Raw genomic sequence first — 18,269 nt, forward strand, 5'->3', positions numbered from 1 at the left:
GCTGGGCCCGGCCAGTCAGCGGCGCGGGGGCGGCCCGGCGTGGTGAGCCGGGACGGCGGCTGGGCCCGGCTGGTCAGCGGCGCGGGGCGCGGCCCGGCGTGGTGAGCCGGGGGCGGCGGCGGTGCTCGGCCCGCAGCCGGGTCTTGACCCGGCGGCGTTCCCAGATCTCGCGGACCACCGGCAGGACCTCGGACACCGCCGGGATGACCGGCTCCGGCTTGGGCACCGTCGCCACGCCGATGGCCAGGGCCGGCGCGGAGCGTTCCAGTGAGCCGGCCATCCGGTCGACGTCGGTGATGATCGAGCCGGTCAGCACGAGCACGCCGGTGTCGTCGACCTCGCTGCGCACCGTGCGCATGGTCCGCCGGCGTGTCTCGCGCAGGCGCTCGACGAGGTGGTCGAGGTGGCCGGCGTCGGCTGCGGCGTCCGCGCCGGGGTCGGCGACCAGGGCGGCGTGCGCCGCGAACGCCTCGGCGGCGACGTCCAGGACCTGCCCGATCTGCTCGGGCACGGCTGCCGCGTCCGGCCGGGCGGCGGCGTCGAACATGGACCGGGCCACCGAGTTGACCTGGTGCACCCCGTGTTCCAGGGCGTGCAGGGTCTCTCGCAGCGGGGCCACCTGGCTCACCGAGGTGGTCAGCGACCAGCGGGCCTGCTGGACCAGGTCGCGCACGGCCTCGACCGCGTCGTCGAGGTCCTCGCTGAGCTCCCGGGACCGGGCGAGCCACTGCTCGGCCTGCGCCCTGTCGTAGCCGTCACGGGCGCCGGCGCCGAGGACGGCCAGCAACCCGGCGATCTCGTGGGACAGGTGCTCCAGCACGTGTCGTGCGCGTTCCTGCAGGGTCATCCCGCCGACCAGCGGGGACAGGATCACGCCGACGACGATGCCGAGTCCGGTCGCCTCGACGCGCTGGCCCACGAACGTCTCGGTGACCGTGCCGCCGACGACCAGGATGCCGAGCGAGGTGGCCGGCACCGCGACAGCGCCGTCACCGAGCCGCAGGAGCCGGCCGACGGCCAGCCCGCATCCGGCGATCACCGCGATCGACACGAGACTGAGGCCGAACAACCGCCACACCACCACGGTCAGGGCGATCCCGGCGAGCATGCCGATCAGGCGCTGGGCGCCCTCACGCAGCGAGGCGTGCGAGCTGAGCTGCACCGACAGCACCGCCGAGATCGCGGCGGTGACCGGTGCGGTCAGGCCCAGTGTGCCGGCCGCGGCCCAGCCGATCCCGGCGGCCACCGCGGTCACCAGGGCGGAGCGGGCCGCGCCGGCGTCCAGGCGGTTCGCGGACTGCCGGGCCCGGCGTCGCAGCCAGGGCGGCAGGTGCGGGCCGAGGCGGTCCCGCACGGCCCGGCCGGCCGACCGGGCGATCGGGCGCACCGTGCGCCGCAGCAGGGCGGCGGCCACGGCGCACAGAGCGAGACCGGCGACGACGACGGCGCGCGGGTCGGCGCCCTCGATCGGGGCCATGGCGGTGGCGGCGAGCGACTGCGGCACGATGACGGCTCTCCCCTCCACAGGCGGTCTTCGGGACGTGGCGGGCCCGGGCCGGTCCGGTCCGGGCCGCGCCAGTTGCCGAAGTTAGCCGCGGGCGAGGGCCGATGCGCAGCGTTTCGGGGAACTGTGACAGCAGTCGCCACCGCGACCGGTCACGCGACCTCGCACGGTGACAGCCTCGCCACCAGGACCTCGCACGGTGACAGCGGGCGCCACCACGACCTCGCACGGTGACAGCCGTCGCCACCACGACCTCGCACGGTGACAGCGGGCGCCGACCGTCGCCGCGTCAGGCGACCTCGCGCAGTCGGGCGGCGATCCGCTCCGGGGTGGTGTCGCTGATCCAGGCGGCCATCGCGGATTCGACGCCGGCCAGGTACTTCAGCTTGCCCGGCGCGCGCAGCACGCTGAACACCTGCAGGTGCAGCCGGAACTCGTCGCGGCCCGCGTGCACCGGCGCCTGGTGGACGCCGGCGATGTAGGGCAGCGGTTCCGGCCCCGGGAAGTAGCGGTCGAGACGTCCGAGCACGTCCAGGTAGATCCGGGCCAGGTCGTCACGTTCGGCGCCGGTCACCGCGGGCAGGTCCGGCACGTCGCGGTGCGGGGCCAGGTGCACCTCGACCGGCCAGCGGGCGGCGGCCGGGACGTAGGCGGTCCAGTGCCGCGACGAGGCGACGATCCGCGTCCCGGCGCGGTGCTCGGCGTCGAGGATGTCGCGGAACAGGTTGCCGCCGGTCCGCTCGCGGTGGGCGCGGGCCATCTGAAGCATCCGGGCGGCCTTCGGCGGGACGAACGGGAACGCGTAGATCTGCCCGTGCGGGTGGGGCAGGGTCACCCCGATCTCCTTGCCGCGGTTCTCGAACACGAACACGTGCTCGACGCCGGGCTGCCTGCCCAACTCGGCGGTGCGGTCGGCCCACGCCTCGATCACGGTCCGCGCACGGTGGGCGCCCAGGCTGCCGAACGACCCCTGCGGGGCCGAGGAGAAACACACCACCTCGGTACGGCCGTCGGCGGGCCGCGCCGGCCACAGCGGATCGCCGTCCACGTACGCGGCGGAACCCCCGTTGCGCGGCGAGAACGACGGGAAGCGGTTCTCGAACACCACCACGTCGTACTCGGCCTCGGCGATCTCGGTCGGGAAGCCGCCGGGCACGGTCGGGGCGAGCGGGTCCTGGTCGGCGGGTGGCAGGAACGTCCGGTCGTTGCGGTGCGACGCCATCGCGACCCATTCGCCGGTCAGCGGGTCGTAGCGCACCTGTGCCCCGCCCTTGAGCACCTCCTCGGCGCTGGGCAGCGGCCGGGTGTCCACCGCCTGCCGGGTAGCGGCGCCCGACACGTACGGCTCGGTGTCGTCGAAGTAGATGATCTCCCGCCCGTCCGCCATCCGCCGGGACGTCCTGCGCACCCGGTGCTCGTGCTCCGGCTCGGCGGTGGTGCCGCGCGCGACGACCCGGATCGCGTCGATCGCCAGCAGCTGGGAGCCGGCCGCGACGAGCCGGTCGCGCGCGTCCTCGGGAACCGACACGCGGGAGACCGTGGCCAGTGGCAGCAGGTGCAGGGTCACCTCGGCGCCCGGACGGTACCCGGCGTCGATCAGGCTGACCTGCCAGCGGGAGCCGTCCCAGAACCGGTCGGTGGCGGGGACGCCGTCGACGCGCAGCTCACCGGCGTCCCCGGCCCAGTCGATCAGCAGCAGCGCGTCGTGGCCGGGGTCGGCGGCCCACGCGGGCAGCTCCAGGCGCCACACCGCGGCGTGCTCGTCGAACGCGTCCCGGCCCGGCGCCGACGGCCGGCCGTCGTGCTTGCCGTACTCGGCCGGGACCGCGGTGGCGGCGCGCAGCTCGACGGCGGGCACGTCGGCGGCCGGCGGGAAGGACGCCGGCTCGACCGGCAGGTCGGTGAAGTCACGGGCGGCCGGGTCGTAGACCCGTACGGCAGCAATCGAAGCGGCCTTGACCAGGATGCGACCGGAAGCGTCCCATTGCAGCTCGTCGTCGCTGAGGAGAAGCCGGCGGCCGGCCTCCTCGCAGACCCAGACCGAGGCCGCGGTCTCGGCGGGGAGCACGAGCACGTCGAGCTTGCCGTCGCCGGTTTCCAGGCGGATCGGCTGGAAGCCGGGCACGATCTCCCGGGGCGTCTGATCGGAATCGGCCAGCATCAGCGACGGCGAGACGCCCGCCTCGGCGAGCAGCACCAGCGTGGGGACCGCGCCGGGCAGCAGCGTGAGCGCGGAGGCGGTGGCCCAGGCGAGGCGCACGCCGCCGGCGGTCAGGTTGACCGGCCAGCGGGCGAGGGTGCCGGCCGGGATGTCCACCGGCCGGGCCGGGAACTCCAGCGTCCGGCCGTCGAGCTCCAGCCGGAACCGGGCGCCGCGGTAGGTGTCGAGCGGGAAGTGCGGCTGGTGCCAGGCGACGAAGACGAACCCGCTGGCGCCGTCGCTGCGCAGTGCCCAGCGCAACGTCTCGCTGTCCTCGACGCCGTTCGGCCGTACGTCGGGAAGGCTCGACGGCATCGCGGCGAGCTGGTGACCGAAAGCGGACAGGAACGCGTGCTGGCGGCGCAGCTCGGCGTGACTGGGGGCGAGCGCGCCGGCCTCGCCGATCGGCGCGTGGAAGTCGTAGCCGAGGCGGGGCAGGTCGTTCGGGTACCCGGTGGCGTGCGACTCCTGCAGGTCGCCGGGCGGATTGGTGCCGCCGGTGTACATGTAGTAGCCCTGCCAGGCCGACCCGTTGCCGATCTTGCAGTGCGCGATGGTGGCCACGTCGAGCGCGGACGGGCGCGGACGCCGGTGGTACGCGGTCGCCATCCCCCCGGCGAGCTCGCAGGTCGCGGCGGGGAACTCGTCGGACGGGGTGCGCGGGCCGCCCTTGGCCGCCTCGATGTTCTGCGCGCGCCGCACGTCGGCCCCGATGCCCGGGTCGTCCCAGACGTGCGAGAAGAAGTAGTGGTCGCGGAAGTTCGGCGCCCACGGCGCGTCGGAGTCGACCCAGAAGCCGTCGCCGTACCCGCCGTACAGCGGAAGGACCTCCTGCTCGGGCAGCTCGGCGCTGTCCCACGCGGTGGCGGTCCAGATCGGCGCGTGCATGCCGGCCTCGCGCGCCATCCGCTTGAGGGTGCGCAGGTGCTCCGGCTGGGTGTAGAGCTCGTTCTCGATCTGGATGCCCAGCACCCGGTCGAACCGGTCACCGACCGCGGCGCCGACCGCGGTGAAGAACTCCTCGACCATCGCCAGGTAGCCGGGGTCGTCGGTGCGGTGCCGCACGGGGGCGTGCTGCACCCAGTCGGGGAACCCGCCGTTGCGGCTCTCGGCGTGCACCCAGGGGCCGATCCGCAGCACGATGTCCAGCCCGGTCCCGACCACGAGGTCGACGAAAGCGCCGACGTCGAGGTTGCCGTCGAAGCGGTATTCGCCCTGCTCAGGCGAGTGGTGCAGCCAGAAGACGTAGCTGGCCACGACGGTGACGCCGCCGGCCTTCATCTGGCGCAGGCGCTCGGCCCAGCGGTGCCGCGGGACCCGGCTGTAGTGCATCTCGCCGGAGACCGGGATGACCGGTGTCCCGTTCCTGGTCAGGTACCGGTTCGTCAGGGACAGGCCGGGCCGGGCGTCCTCGTCGTTGCTCATCCGCGGCCGTCGCAGGGGTGTCGCCCAGGGCTGGTGGCGCGCGGAGAGCGGCTCCGTCTGATGGGGCACGAGAACCCTCTTTCCGTTAGGACTGTAACCGGTCACAGCCCGGCACGTCCGAACGATACACAGGATCAAGTGCTGGAAGGCAAGGTCTTGACACATGCTCGTAACAGCAGCACTGTAACCGGTCACAGGCATCGACCGCGGCCCTCACCCGGTGTGCCTATCAAGGAGGATCAATGTCTAAAAAGATCGCCCCTGTGCTGGCGTCCCTTACCGCGGCGGCTCTGTTCCTGACCACCGCGTGCAGCAGCTCCGACGACTCGTCCGACAGCGGCACCACCGGCACCGAGAAGGTCGCGCTGACCTACTGGAGCTGGGCGCCGAACATGGACAAAGTGGTCGAGGGCTGGAACTCGACCCACCCGAACATCCAGGTCACGGTCAACAAGCAGGACGGCGGCGACCCGGCCGTCACCAAGCTGCTCACCGCGATCAAGGCCGGCAGCGGCGCGCCCGACGTGATGCAGGCCGAGTACCAGAAGATCCCCACTCTGGTCTCCGCCGACGCGCTCGCCGACATCTCCAAGCAGGCCGGCTCGCTGAAGGACAAGTTCCCGGCCGCCGTCTGGAACAGCGTCACCCTCGGCGGCGACGCACTCTACGGCGTCCCGCAGGACTCCGGCCCGCTGATGTTCTTCTACCGCTCCGACGTCTTCGAGAAGAACGGGTTGCAGGCGCCGAAGACCTGGGACGACTACGCCGCGGCGGCCGAGAAGATCCACAAGGCGAACCCGAAGCAGTACCTCGGCACGTTCTCGGCCACCGACGCCGGTCTGTTCACCGGGCTCGCGCAGCAGGCCGGCGCGTCCTGGTGGGGCGTGAACGGCGACTCCTGGACCGTGAACGTGAACGACGCGGCGACGCAGAAGGTGGCCGCGTACTGGGGCGGCCTGGTCGAGAAGGGCACCGTCGACAACAAGCCGATGTACACCCCGGAGTGGAACGCCGCGCTCAACGACGGCTCGCAGGTCGGCTGGGTCTCCGCCGTCTGGGCGCCGGGCGTGCTCGAGGGCAGCGCCAAGGACACCAAGGGCAAGTGGAAGGCCGCGCCCATGCCGCAGTGGGACACCGCGGCCCCGGCAACCGGCAACTGGGGCGGCTCGGCGACCAGCGTGACGAGCCAGAGCAAGCACCCGAAAGAGGCCGCCGAGTTCATCACCTGGCTCAACAGCGACCCCGCGGCGCTCAAGCTGCTCGCCGGCACGGCCAACGTCTACCCCGCCGCGAACGACGCGAGCAGCGCGCTGACCACGCCGCCGGCGTTCTTCTCCGACCAGGCCGATTTCTACACGATCGCCGCCGAGGCCGGGAAGCAGGCCAAGTCCTTCACGTACGGGCCGAACGTCAACGTCGCGTACAGCGCGTTCAACGACGCGTTCGGCAAGGCCGCCGAGGCGAAGAAGGCGGCCGCCTTCACCGAGTCGCTCGCGACGATCCAGAAGGCCACCGTCGACGACATGAAGAACAGCGGATTCACCGTCGCCGGATGACGTGCGCCGGGCGGAACACCCCAGAGCGTTCCGCCCGGGCCCTCCCAGGAAGGTTTCGGCGATGTCGCTGACCACCACGCTCCCCCGTTCCACCACCGCGCCGGTCGCCGCCAGGCCCGCCCGCCGGACCCGGCGCGCCGGCGTCCCGTACGCCTTCCTCGCCCCCGGCCTGCTGCTGTTCACGCTCCTGCTGGCCGCCCCGATCGTCTACGCCGGCTATCTGAGCCTGCGCAAGGTGAAGGTCAGCGGCCTCGGCCTGGGCTCGAAGTCCCGCACCGAGGTGTGGGCCGGGCTGAGCAACTACGCCCGTTCGATGACCGACCCGGAGTGGCTGCCCAGCGTCTACCGGATCCTCGGCTACGGCCTGATCGTCGTTCCCGCCATGCTCGGGCTGGCGCTGCTGATGGCCCTGCTGCTCGACGCGAACCGCACCCGGCCGGCGCTGAGCAGCTTCGCCCGGATCTCGATCTTCCTGCCGTACGCGGTGCCGGCCGTGGTCGCCTCGCTGCTCTGGGGCTTCCTCTACCTGCCCCGGGTCAGCCCGTTCGCCTACGCCCTGGAGAAGTTCGGGATCACCGCCCCCGAGCTGCTCTCCTCGTCGTGGGTGCTCTACGCGGTCGCGAACGTCGCGGTCTGGGGCGGCACCGGGTTCAACATGATCGTCATCTACACGGCGCTGAAGGCCGTGCCGACCAGCCTGTACGAGTCGGCCCGCATCGACGGCGCGTCCGAGTTCGCGATCGCCTGGCGCATCAAGATCCCGATCGTGCTGCCGTCGCTGATCATGACGTTCGTCTTCTCGCTGATCGCCACGCTGCAGGTGTTCGCCGAGCCGATGACGCTCAAGCCGCTCAGCAACACGATCTCGTTCACCTGGACCCCGTTGATGAAGGTCTACCGGGACGCGTTCGTGCGCAACGACATCTACGCCGCGGCCGCCACCTCGGTGGTCATCGCGGTGGCGACGTTCCTCCTGTCCTTCGGCTTCCTCAAGCTGGTCGGCCGTCGCGCGTTCAACCAGGAAGACTCATGAAGAACTCCAAGATCGCTACCACGTTGCTGCTGCTGGGGGCGGCGTACTGCCTGCTCCCGGTGATCTGGGTGCTGATCGCGTCGAGCAAGAGCGCCGGCGAGCTGTTCTCCACGTTCACGCTCGCGCCGAGCACCCACCTGTTCGACAACCTGGCCGACCTGAGCGGTTACCGGGACGGTCTGTACTGGCGGTGGATGCTCAACACCGCGCTCTACGCCGGGGTGGGAGCTGCCGTCTCCACGTTCATCTCGGCGATGAGCGGGTACGCCCTGGCCAAGTTCGACTTCCCGGGCAAGGGCTTCGTCTTCAACGTGATCCTGGCCGGCGTGCTGGTGCCGGGCGTCATCCTGGCCATCCCGCAGTACCTGCTGCTGGCCAAGGTCGGGCTGACCAACACCTATTGGGCGGTGCTGCTGCCGAGCTTCATCAGCCCGTACGGCATCTATCTGGCCCGGATCTTCGCGGCCGCCTCGGTGCCGTCGGAGATCCTGGAGGCCTCCCGGATCGACGGCGCCGGCGACTGGCGCACCTTCGTCCGGGTGGTCATGCCGATGATGCGCACCGGCCTCGTGACCGTCTTCCTGTTCCAGTTCGTGGCGATCTGGAACAACTTCATGCTGCCGTACATCATGCTCGGCAACGACAAGCTCTATCCGCTGACCGTGGGGCTGAACGGCCTGCTGAACCAGGGCGCCAGCCAGCCCTCGATGTACACCGCCGTGGTGACCGGCGCGCTGGTGTCGATCGTCCCGCTGATCGCGCTGTTCCTGACGCTCCAGCGGTACTGGCAGGTCGACCTGGCCGCCGGTGGCGTGAAGGCGTGACGACTATGATCCCGAACGTGTCGCGTAAACGCCCAACGATCCGCGATGTCGCTCGCGAGGCCGGGGTGTCCTACGCGACCGTCTCGCGGGTCCTGAACGGGCGGGACTGGGTCAGCCCGGAAGCCGTGCGCGCGGTCCGCGACGCGATCTCCCGGACCGGGTACACGACGAACCAGCACGCCCGGTCCCTGGCGACCGGGCGCTCCGGGTCGATCGCGTTCCTGCTGACCGAGCCGCAGCACCTGCTCTTCGAGGACCCGAACTTCTCGGTGCTGCTGCGCGGCGTGGCGCAGGCCCTCTCCGACCGGCAGCTGACCCTGATCCTGATGATCGCGTCGACGCCCGAGGAGCGCAGCCGGACGATCGCGTTCCTCAACGGCGGCCACGTCGACGGCGTGCTGCTGGTCTCCCCGCACTCCGGCGACCCGCTGCTGGAGCAACTGGTGAAGGCCGAGATGCCGATCGTGGCGTGCGGCCAGGTGCTCGGATTCGAGGACAGCATCAGCTCGGTCTCCGCCGACGACTGGGGCGGCGGGCGGACCGCCGTCGAGCATCTGCTCGCCGCGGGCTGCCGGCGGATCGCCACGATCACCGGGCCGCAGGACACGTTCGGCGGGGTGTTCAGGTTGCGCGGCTACACCGACGCGCTGAACGCGCACGGCCTCGCCGTCGACCCGGCCTGCGTCGTGCACGGCGACTGGAGCCGGGAGAGCGGCGCGGCCGGCATGCGCACGCTGCTCGAACGGGTCCCGGACGTGGACGCGGTCTTCGCCGCCTCGGACGCGATGGCCGCCGCCACCCTGCCGGTCCTGCGGGAGGCCGGCCGGGACGTGCCGGGCGACGTGCGGGTCGTCGGCTTCGACGACTCGGGGCTGGCGGCGACCACCGATCCGCCCCTGACCACCGTGCGGCATCCGCTGGAACGGATCAGCGAGGAGATGGTCCGGCTCCTCGTGGACGTGATCAACGGCCGTACGCCACTCTCCATCACCGTGCCGACCAGCCTCGTCCTGCGCAGCTCCTCCCCCGCCTGATCCTTGCCGGGCCCCCACGGGGGTCGATCTTGATGTCCCCCTTTCATCGAGATCGGCCCTCACCACCAAGTGCGTCCCTTTTGTCCACAAAGGAGCGTCAATGAAGTTAGCCGCAGCCATCGCCGCCGGGCTCCTCCTGGTCCCGGCCGCGCCCGCTCAGGCCCATTCCGGGCTCACCATGCGCGGCGCCGATGTGTCCACCCTCCCCCGCGCGCTCGACCTGGGCGCCACGTTCCGCGACGCCCGCGGCCACCGTGCCGACCCCTACGAGATCCTGAAGAAGGCCGGCGTCAACTACGTCCGGCTGCGCATCTGGAACAACCCCACCAGCGGCTACAACAACAAGGCCGAGGTCGTCGCGCAGGCCCGGGAGGCGCGCAAGCACGGCCTCAAGGTCCTGATCGACTTCCACTACTCGGACACCTGGGCCGACCCGGGCAAGCAGTTCATCCCCGCCGCCTGGGCCGGTCACGACCTCGCACAACTGCAGAAGGACGTCTACGACTGGACGTACGACGTCTGCACGGCGACCCGTCCGGACAGTGTGCAGATCGGCAACGAGATCAACACCGGCATGCTGTGGCCGGTGGGTCAGGTGACCGACAGCGACTTCGGCCCGCTCGCCGCGCTGCTGAAGTCCGGACACGACGCGGCGAAGGCCTGCTCGCCGCGTACCCAGGTCATGATCCACACCGCGGACGCCGGGAGCATCGGCGCGGCGCGCTGGTTCTACGACGGGATCGCCGCGCAGGGCGTGAAGTGGGACGTCACGGCGCTCTCCTACTACTGCATGTGGCACGGCGACCTGACGAACCTGGCGTCCGTCCTCACCGACGTCCAGGACCGTTACGGCAAGCCCGCGGTGATCGCGGAGACCGCGTACCCGTACACCACCGAGAACTACGACCACCTGGAGAACATCATCACCTCGGCCGCGCCGTGCGACGGGATCCCCGCGTCGCCGCGAGGCCAGGCGACCGAGTTCTCGCAGGTGCAGGATGTCGCCCGGGCATCCGGGGCGCTCGGCGTCTTCTACTGGGAGCCGACCTGGACCGCGATCGACGGGAACGGGTGGGACACCGAGGACATCGAGAACTCCGGCAACGCCTGGGAGAACATGGCGACGTTCGACGACCGCGGGCGGATCAACCCGTACATCGTCTGGCGTCGCTGAATTTCCGGCACGTTCCTGTCCCCGAAGGAGCGAAATGCGTAAACCCGTCCTGGCCGTCATCGGAGCCGTCCTTCTGATGCTGGCCCTCACCCCTGCCCCCGCACAGGCCGCCTCCCTCACCATGCTCGGCGCCGATGTCTCATCGCTGCAGCGCACGCTCGATCTGGGCGGCAAGTACTACACCGCGGCCGGTGCCCAGGCCGACCCCTACGACATTCTCAAGGGCGCCGGCGCGAACTACCTGCGGCTGCGCGTGTGGAACAACCCGGCCAGCGGTTACAACAACAAGGCGAAGGTGCTCCAGCAGGCGAAGTCGGTCAAGGCCAAAGGGCTGAAACTGCTCGTCGACTTCCACTACTCGGACACCTGGGCCGACCCCGGTAAGCAGTACCCGCCGGCGGCCTGGAGCTCGCATTCCCTCAGCCAGCTGCAGACCGACGTCTACAACTACACCTACGACGTGTGCACCGCCCTGAAAGCACAGGGCACCACGCCGGACAGCGTGCAGATCGGCAACGAGATCAACGTCGGCATGCTGTGGCCGAAAGGTCAGGTCACCAACAACGATTTCACTCCGCTGGCGTCGCTGCTCAAACAGGGCTACAACGCGACCAAGGCCTGCAACAGCGGCACCCAGGTCATGATCCACACGGCGGACGCGGACAGTGACGCGAACGCGCGCTGGTTCTACGACGGCATCAAGGCGCAGGGCGTCACCTGGGACATCACCGCGCTCTCCTACTACTGCATGTGGCACGGGACGCTCGCGAACCTGTACAACGTGATCGCAGACGTTCGCAGCAGATATGCCAAGCCGGTCGTGGTGGTGGAAACGGCGTACATGTACACCACCGCCAATGCCGACAGCCAGTCGAACTCGATTCCCGGCACCACCACCTGCGACGGGCAACCCGCCACCAAAGCCGGGCAGGGCACCGAGTTCACCTGGATCCAGAACACCGCCCGCAATGCCGGGGCGATCGGCGTCTTCTACTGGGAACCGACCTGGTACGCCATTTCCGGCAACGGCTGGGACCCGGCGAACATCAACGGCACCGGCGACGGCTGGGACAACATGGCCACGTTCGACGCCACCGGCAAGTTCAACTCGTATGTGAAATGGACCGCCTGATCCGTCCCCGGTAACACCCGGCCCGGCGTTTCCCCGAACGCCGGGCCGGTTCCTTTTACCTTCAAGAGATTCATTGCCTATGTCCGCTGTGGTCCTTCTGCGCTGCTCCCGCGGGGACCCTTGCGGGCTTCGCAGGGCCGTGGCCGGCCCAGAACGCGAAACCCTCCAGGGCGATCTCCGTGGATGGGCACGGTCAGAGCAGCAAACAGTCGTCGGGCCGACGCACTCTCGAGCAGTCTCGCGGCTGGCGGACCCGCGAGGTGATCCCGGCCCGAGGCCCAGCCGCGCTCCCGGTTCCGGCTGGTGTTCATGGGCGTTATTCGTTCCTCATAACGCCCATGAACACCAGCCGGAACCTTGCGCCGCGCCACCGGCCCGGTGCGGGCTGGGGGTCGCGGACGTTTCGCGGGGCGGGCGGCGGGGCGGCGTACCGGCGCGAGCACGCGGACTCCCGGCGGGACGACGTAGCGCCGCGAGCACACGAGCCTGCGGCTGGGCGGGCGGCGGGGCGGCGTACCGGCGCAAGCTTGAAGAGGGAGGGCGGAGCCGCCGGAAGCGGCACCGCCCTCGGTGACGTCAGACGGACGCCGGCGCCGTTTCCTGCCCGGTGCGCGCGGTGGTGGCCTTGTGCTCCAGGGCAGCGCCCTCCACGTCGAGCTCCGGCAGCCAGCGCAGCCAGCGCGGCAGCCACCAGGCGGAGCGGCCGAGCAGGGCGAGCGCCGCCGGGACGGCGATCATGCGGATCACGAAGGCATCGAAGGCGATACCGACGGCCAGGGCGAACGCGATCGGCTTGACCGTGTCGTTGCCCTCCGGGACGAACGCGGCGAAGACCGCGAACATGATCGCCGCGGCGGCCAGGACGACCGGGGCCGCCTGGCGGAAACCGGTGACGATCGCGTCGCGCGGCGAGGCGCCGTGGGCGTGAGCCTCGTGCATGCGGGACACCAGGAACACCTGGTAGTCCATGGCGAGGCCGAACAGGATGCCGACGATGATGACCGGCGCGAGGCTGATGATCGGCCCGGTCGAGCCGGCGTTGACCGCGTCGGAGGCCCAACCCCACTGGAACACCGCGACCGTGGCGCCGAACGACGCGCCGATCGTCAGCAGGAAGCCGAGCACGCCGACGACCGGCACCAGCAGCGACCGGAACACGAGCACGAGCAGCACGAACGCCAGCCCGACGACAAGCGCCAGGTAGATCGGCAGCGCGTCGTTCAGTTTCTGCGACACGTCGATGCTGATCGCGGTCTGACCGGTGACGTAGACCTTCGCGCCGTCGGTGTCGGCGACCTGGTCGCGGATGTTGTGGACCAGGTCGACGGTCTTCTGGTCCTCGGCACCGGAGGCCGGGATGACGGTGATCAGCGCGGCGGTCTGCTTCTGGTCGGGCTGCGCCGGGGTGGCCAGGGCGACGTCCGGGAGGGTGGCGATCTGCTTCTGGACCGTCGCCGCGTAGGCGACCGCGTCCGGCCCGTCGACCAGGATCAGCAGCGGGCCGCTGACGCCGGGACCGAACCGGGAGTCGATGATCGCGTCGGCCCTGGCCTGGGTGCTGCCCTCGGGCGAGCGCTGGGCGAGCGTGGTCTGCATCTTGAAGAACGGCAGCGCGATCACGGCGAGCGCGAGGACCGCGAGGAGCAGGCTCACCACGCGCTTCTGGGTGACCGTGTTCGCCCAGCCCTTGATGAAACCACGGCCGTCGGGCAGCGTCTGCAGATCGTCCGGCGGGACGTTGCGCAGCTTGCGGGGCAGCGCGCGCAGACCGATGAAGCCGAGGATCGCCGGCACCAGGGTGATCGCGACGAGCACGGCGACGACGATGGTGGCGGAGGCGGCCAGGCCCATCTCGGTGAGGAACGGGATCCCGACCACGGACAGGCCGGCGAGCGCGATGACGACGGTCAGACCGGCCGTGACGACCGCGGAGCCGGCGGTGCCCACCGCGTACGCCGCGGCGGACTCGACGTCCTTGCCGCTGCGCAGCTCGTGCCGGAAGCGGGTGATGATGAACAGCGCGTAGTCGATGCCGACCGCCAGGCCCAGCATCACCGCCAGGATCGGGGTGGTCGACTGCAGCTGCACGAAGCCGGAGAGCGTGGTGATGCCGGCGACGCCGATGCCGACGCCGGCGATCGCGGTCAGCAGGTTCATGCCGGCCGCGACCAGCGAACCGTAGCTGAGCGCGAGCACGATCAGCGCGACCACGACACCGATGAGCTCGGACGCGCCGCCGATGTCGGCCGCGTTGCTGAGCGCCTCACCACGCGCCTCGACGGTCAGCGGGCCGCTGTGCGCCTGGGTGACCGCGGTGTTGACGGCCGCACGCTGGTCCTCGGTGAGCTCGGAGGCCTGCACGCCGTACGTGATCGTGGTCAGGGCCGTGCTCAGATCGCGCGAGACCGACGGGTTCTGCTTGTCGAACGGGTTGCTGACCTTCACGACGCCGGGCAGCTTGCCGAACGTGGCGACGGACTGCGCGACCTGCCCCGCGAGCGCCTGGTCGGTGATCTTCTGACCGGCCGGAGCCTCGAACACCACCTGCACCGTCGCGCCGGCCGACGCGTCACCGAACCGCTCCTTGAGCAGGTCGAGCGCGATCGTCGACTCCTGCCCGGGGATCCGGAACGTGTTGACGGTCTCGCCGGAGAGCTTGACCGCGCCGAAGGCCACGGCCAGCAGGGCGAGCAACCAGACGACGGTGACGATGATGCGATGCCGGACGGCCCCGAGGCCGAGGCGGTGCAACAGCGTTGCCATGGGAGATTTCCCTTGTTCAGTGAATGGGTGGATGCCCGAGCGCGTCGTAGGCGACATCGACGAGCGTGGTGAGTGCGTCCGGGGTGAAGCAGTCCCGCAGGGCGACGCTGGCGACCGCGAGCGCCCCGAGCGCGCCGACGACCCGCACCGACCGGACCGAGTCGCTCAGCGAGCCCGGGGTGCCGAGGGCCGCGCCGGTGAACGGCTGGTCGCCGAACGCCGCGGCGACCTCCTCACCGATCATCTCCAGCGCCGCGCCGAACTCGCTCTCCCGGTCGGCGAGCAGGCAGGACAGCAGCAACGCGACAGCGCCGGGCTGACCCAGCGCGAGCTGGGCGACCCCGCTGATCACCGTGCGGTCACGCTCCGGCCCGGGCGGCAGCGGCGCGGCGAGCGCCGCCACCTCCCGGATCTGCCGCACGCAGCGCTCGATGACCGATTCCTGCAGCGCTTCCTTGGTCGGGAAGCGGTGCAGCAGCCCGGTCTTCGAGTAACCCACCGCGTCCGCGATCCGCTGGACCGACGTTTCCTTGAAACCGTGCCGGGCAAACAGACCGGCGGCGGCGTCCAGGATCTCGTCGTCGATCTGCTGCTTGGTGGGGCGGGGCATAGGACCACCGTAGACCTTTCTGGACCAGACCGGTCCGTCGGGGACCGTGGCGGTCCCCACATCGCGCGAGGGTTTGATGCCGCATTCTTCCCAAGAGCCCGCCGCGGCGCGCCGGTGTGCACCCGAGCGGCACCTCATCATCGGGCGCGGCTGCCGAACTAACCGGATGTGGACCAGAAACTTCCGCGCTGGGTGGAGCCGGCACTGCGCCTGCGCTGGATCGCCGGGGCCCTCGGCGCCGCCCTGCTCGCGCTGATCGTCACGGACCAGCCGGTCGACCTCGGCGAGTTCGCCGCGTACGGGCAGCGGATCCTCGACGGGCACCTCAGCGGGATCTACGAGGACGGGTGGAACCAGGCCGGCCCGATCCAGCTCCTGATCAGTCGGCTGCTGATGCTCGGCGGGTCGGCCGGGATGCCCGCCGCCGCGGTGCGCGTCGCCGTGAACGCCGGGCTGACGCTGGGCGCGATGGCGTTGTGCCGGCGGTCCGGGACCGGGCGCGGGACGGGCGCGGCGCTGCGGGAGACCGCGACGGGACTGCTGGTGCTGCTGTGGCTCGCCGTTCCGCTCCCCTGGTTCGGGCACCCTGCCGAGCTCGCGATTCCGCTGCTGTGGGCGTACGCGAGTCTGGTCCTGCGCCGGGGGCGGACGGTGACCGCCGCCGCCCTCCTCGGGGTGTCGGTGGCGATCGCCCCCTGGGCGGTCCTGGGTTTTCCCTGTCTGCTGGCAGTGACCGGACTTCGCCGGGCGATCCGCGTGTGGGTGCTCGCCGGGGCCGCCGGCTCCGCGTTCTACCTGCCGTTCGTGCTGGCCGGGAACTTCAACATGCTCGGCCACGTGTGGGCCGTCGAGCGGGGCACGCTGGTGCGGCAACTGTTCCCGGAACTGACCGCGGTGACCTGGGAGCTGCGGCTGGTCCAGGCGGTGCTGGTGGCCGGCGCCTGCGCGGTGGTCGCCCGGGTCTTCCGGCGGCAGCGGATCGTCTGCGCCGCGGCGCCGGCGGCGGCGAGCCTGACGCGGCTGCTCACCGACCCGGTCGCCCTGCGCTACTACTGGACGCCGGTCGCGGTCGCGACGATTCTCGGGTTCGCGCTGCTCGGCGACGGGGAACGGCCGCGGCGGCAGGTGCTCGCGCTGCTGCTGGGATACCTCGCGCTCGTCGCCTGCGTGGCCGCGCATCAGGTGCCCGGGTCCGTCGCGTGCCTGGTGGCGCTGGTCGCGCTGCTGGTCGCCGGCGCGGTCCGGCGGCCCGCCGAGGTGGCGGCGGCCGGCACCGCGGGCGTGAGTCGCCGGCGAGATTCGGCGGTCCGCTGAGGTGGCGGCGGCTGACACCGCGGTGACACCCCGGGCGTGATCAGATGGGCGCATGCCTGCCGATCTGGTTCTCACGAACGGTTCCGTCTTCACCGCCGACCCGCTGCGCGGGCCGGCCACCACCGTGGCCGTCGCGGCGGGGCGGGTCCTCGCCGTGGGCGCCGACGACGTCCGCGAGCTGGCCGGCCCGCGGACCGAGGTGATCGACCTGGCCGGGCGGCTGCTGCTGCCCGGGTTCCAGGACGCGCACGTCCATGCCGTGCTCGGCGGCACCGAGCTGAACCAGTGCGATCTGACCGGCACCACCGATCTCGAGGAGTATCTGCGCCGCGTCCGGGACTACGCCGACGCCCACCCCGGCCTGGAGTGGATCAGCGGCGGCGGCTGGGCGATGGAGGTCTTCCCCGGCGGCGTCCCCGGCCGTGAGCTGCTCGACCGGGTCGTGCCCGACCGCCCGGTCTACCTGATCAACCGCGACCACCACGGCGCCTGGGTGAACAGCCGCGCCCTTCAGCTCGCCGGGATCGACGCCGGGACCCCCGACCCGGCCGACGGGCGGATCGACCGGCGGCTCGACGGCACGCCCGCCGGCGGGCTGCAGGAGGGCGCGATGCAGCTCGTCGCGAGACTGCTGCCCGGCACGACCCCGGCCGAGCGCCTGGCCGGGCTGCTCCGGGCCCAGACGCTGCTGCACTCGCTGGGCGTCACCGCCTGGCAGGACGCGATGCTCTGCGCGGCCAACGGCTATCCCGACGTCGCCGACGCCTACCTGGAGGCGGCCACCACCGGGCAGCTGACCGCGACGGTCGTCGGCGCGCTCTGGTGGGACCGGGACCGTGGCGCCGAGCAGATCCCCGAGCTGCTCGCCAAGCGGGAGCGGCACACCGTCGGGCGGCTGCGCGCCGACAGCGTGAAACTGATGCTCGACGGCGTCGCGGAGAACTTCACGGCCGCGATGACCCAGACCTATCGGGACTCGTGCGGGTGCGCCACGGCGAATGCGGGTCTGTCGTTCATCGACCCGGACGCGCTGCGCGGGTTCGTGACCTCGCTCGACGCGCACGGGTTCCAGGTGCACTTCCACGCGCTCGGGGACCGGGCGGTGCGGGAGGCGCTCGACGCGGTGGCGGCGGCCCGGGCGGCCAACGGCTTCCGGGACACCCGGCCGCACCTGGCTCACCTGCAGGTCGTGCACCCCGACGACATCCCGCGGTTCCGGGCGCTCGGGGCGACGGCGAACCTGCAGGCGTTCTGGGCCTCGCACGAGCCGCAGATGGACGAGCTGACCATTCCGTTCCTGACGCCGGAGCTGGCCGCGCGGCAGTATCCGTTCGGCGACCTGTGGCGGGCCGGGGTGCACCTGGCCGCCGGCAGTGACTGGCCGGTGACCACGCCGGACCCGTTGCAGGCAATCCACGTGGCGGTGAACCGGGCGCATCACGGAAGTGGGTATGACGCGTTCCTGCCGGGGCAGGAGCTGGATCTGGCCACCGCGTTGACGGCGTACACGGCCGGGTCGGCGTTCGTGAACCGGCTGGACGACACCGGCAGCATCCGGCCCGGGTTCCGCGCCGATCTGGTGGTGCTGGATCGGGACCTGTTCGCGGCCCCGGCCGCCGCGATCGGCGACGCGTCGGTCGCCATGACCTTCGTCGACGGGAGGCGTGTCTATACGGCGTGATCCCGCCGTCGACGGGAGG

General features: G+C 71.3%; 12 protein-coding genes. 8 read left to right on the forward strand and 4 right to left on the reverse strand.

From position 1 onward, the window contains the following. Positions 1-73: 73 nt before the first annotated feature. Positions 74-1,525, reverse strand: a complete 1,452-nt coding sequence (locus Acy02nite_RS03965) for an FUSC family protein (RefSeq protein WP_239174174.1) — start codon at positions 1,523-1,525, stop codon at positions 74-76. 268 nt (positions 1,526-1,793) lie between these two features. Then, positions 1,794-5,198, reverse strand: a complete 3,405-nt coding sequence (gene galT / locus Acy02nite_RS47465; RefSeq protein WP_307872271.1) for a galactose-1-phosphate uridylyltransferase — start codon at positions 5,196-5,198, stop codon at positions 1,794-1,796. A 173-nt stretch (positions 5,199-5,371) separates the two neighbouring features. Between galT and Acy02nite_RS03975 the strand changes: the two genes are divergently transcribed. The 6 genes from Acy02nite_RS03975 (at position 5,372) to Acy02nite_RS04000 (ending at position 11,882) form a co-directional block, all read left to right on the forward strand. Continuing rightward, the gene (locus tag Acy02nite_RS03975) at positions 5,372-6,685 is read left to right on the forward strand and encodes an ABC transporter substrate-binding protein (protein ID WP_203738407.1); all 1,314 of its coding nucleotides are present in this window, start codon (positions 5,372-5,374) and stop codon (positions 6,683-6,685) included. A 61-nt stretch (positions 6,686-6,746) separates the two neighbouring features. Further along, positions 6,747-7,718: a carbohydrate ABC transporter permease gene (locus Acy02nite_RS03980; protein WP_203738408.1), complete on the forward strand. Its 972-nt coding sequence runs from the start codon at positions 6,747-6,749 to the stop codon at positions 7,716-7,718. Further along, on the forward strand, positions 7,715-8,542 hold the full coding sequence (locus tag Acy02nite_RS03985) for a carbohydrate ABC transporter permease (RefSeq protein ID WP_203738409.1): 828 nt from the start codon (positions 7,715-7,717) through the stop codon (positions 8,540-8,542). Before Acy02nite_RS03980 ends, Acy02nite_RS03985 begins: the two co-directional genes overlap by 4 nt. A gap of 17 nt (positions 8,543-8,559) precedes the next feature. Next, entirely contained in the window at positions 8,560-9,576 is a 1,017-nt protein-coding gene (locus Acy02nite_RS03990) for a LacI family DNA-binding transcriptional regulator (RefSeq protein ID WP_239174176.1), read from the forward strand. A gap of 100 nt (positions 9,577-9,676) precedes the next feature. Further along, on the forward strand, positions 9,677-10,750 hold the full coding sequence (locus Acy02nite_RS03995; protein ID WP_203738410.1) for a glycoside hydrolase family 53 protein: 1,074 nt from the start codon (positions 9,677-9,679) through the stop codon (positions 10,748-10,750). A gap of 34 nt (positions 10,751-10,784) precedes the next feature. Next, the gene (locus tag Acy02nite_RS04000; RefSeq protein WP_203738411.1) at positions 10,785-11,882 is read left to right on the forward strand and encodes a glycoside hydrolase family 53 protein; all 1,098 of its coding nucleotides are present in this window, start codon (positions 10,785-10,787) and stop codon (positions 11,880-11,882) included. Between the two features lie 576 nt (positions 11,883-12,458). Here the strand turns inward: Acy02nite_RS04000 and Acy02nite_RS04005 are convergent. Together Acy02nite_RS04005 and Acy02nite_RS04010 are read right to left on the reverse strand one after the other, a co-directional pair. Continuing rightward, entirely contained in the window at positions 12,459-14,645 is a 2,187-nt protein-coding gene (locus tag Acy02nite_RS04005; RefSeq protein ID WP_203738412.1) for an MMPL family transporter, read from the reverse strand. A 16-nt stretch (positions 14,646-14,661) separates the two neighbouring features. After that, positions 14,662-15,255, reverse strand: coding sequence for a TetR/AcrR family transcriptional regulator (locus tag Acy02nite_RS04010; RefSeq protein ID WP_203738413.1), 594 nt, complete (start codon positions 15,253-15,255; stop codon positions 14,662-14,664). Positions 15,256-15,423: 168 nt separating this feature from the next. Here Acy02nite_RS04010 and Acy02nite_RS04015 point away from each other — a divergent pair, with 168 nt between their 5' ends. Together Acy02nite_RS04015 and Acy02nite_RS04020 are read left to right on the forward strand one after the other, a co-directional pair. Then, the gene (locus tag Acy02nite_RS04015; protein WP_203738414.1) at positions 15,424-16,569 is read left to right on the forward strand and encodes a hypothetical protein; all 1,146 of its coding nucleotides are present in this window, start codon (positions 15,424-15,426) and stop codon (positions 16,567-16,569) included. A 52-nt stretch (positions 16,570-16,621) separates the two neighbouring features. Further along, the gene (locus Acy02nite_RS04020; RefSeq protein WP_203738415.1) at positions 16,622-18,250 is read left to right on the forward strand and encodes an amidohydrolase; all 1,629 of its coding nucleotides are present in this window, start codon (positions 16,622-16,624) and stop codon (positions 18,248-18,250) included. The last annotated feature ends 19 nt before the right edge of the window (positions 18,251-18,269 follow it).

Source organism: Actinoplanes cyaneus (assembly GCF_016862095.1).
Classification (GTDB): domain Bacteria; phylum Actinomycetota; class Actinomycetes; order Mycobacteriales; family Micromonosporaceae; genus Actinoplanes; species Actinoplanes cyaneus.